The sequence below is a fragment of the Bacillus sp. LR--39 genome (assembly GCF_053613335.1).
This window is the reverse complement of the sequence record NZ_JBSIOT010001083.1, coordinates 1-636: the sequence shown is the minus strand read 5'-3', so window position 1 is coordinate 636 and position 636 is coordinate 1. Positions and strand designations below refer to the sequence as shown.

The 636-nt window shown below is 44.2% G+C and carries 1 protein-coding gene and 1 pseudogene; both read right to left on the bottom strand.

All coding sequences use genetic code 11. The features are described 5' to 3' along the window. A pseudogene (locus ACWHAR_RS28585) lies at positions 1-274 on the bottom strand (hypothetical protein); the annotation flags it as partial. A gap of 27 nt (positions 275-301) precedes the next feature. Beyond that, positions 302-636: serine hydrolase (locus ACWHAR_RS28580; protein ID WP_452088637.1), on the bottom strand; the 335-nt coding region annotated here is incomplete at its 5' end.

The following is a 636-nucleotide window of genomic DNA, read 5'->3' as shown; positions in this document are numbered from 1 at the left end:
AAAGGATGATGCCTCCGAATTGATATTTCTTGACGAGGCTGGCGACTTCATCATTCATTTCTGTAAGGGCTTGCGGAGAGGACTCGCCTTCCTTTTGCCAATTTCTAAAATCAGGCATCAGCATCTGGCCGAGTTTTTCATCTAACGACATACGATTGACAATCTGATTGGCATCGATTGAACGTTTGGATGCAGAGGCTTCTGTCTGTCTGGCCCCGAAAAAGCATGAAAGAAAGAGAACGGCTGAAAGGATAAGCGGAAAGACAGGTCTCATAGAAACTTCCTCCTATCGTCTAATTATTCACTCCATCGCTTCATAAATCGCGGTTATGACACTTCCATAACTGCCTGTTGCAAATTGATCACCCTCAAAGACGTTTGGATTTTCTTCCGGATCAATAACTGGTGTATGCTTTTTATTTGTTAACAATGCGATGCCTAAATTGTATGCTGGATCAATAATTGTAACTGTCCCTGTCCAGCCGGTATGCCCGTAAGCATTTTCACTGGCATGAGGGCCAAACATCCATTCCATGCTTTTACTTCCGTTCCGCCTCCAGCCAAGAGCGAATGTCGGGTCTGTTGCTGAAGGTGCTGTAAACAGGTCGGCTGTTTTCTGATCAAATAAAGAAATGT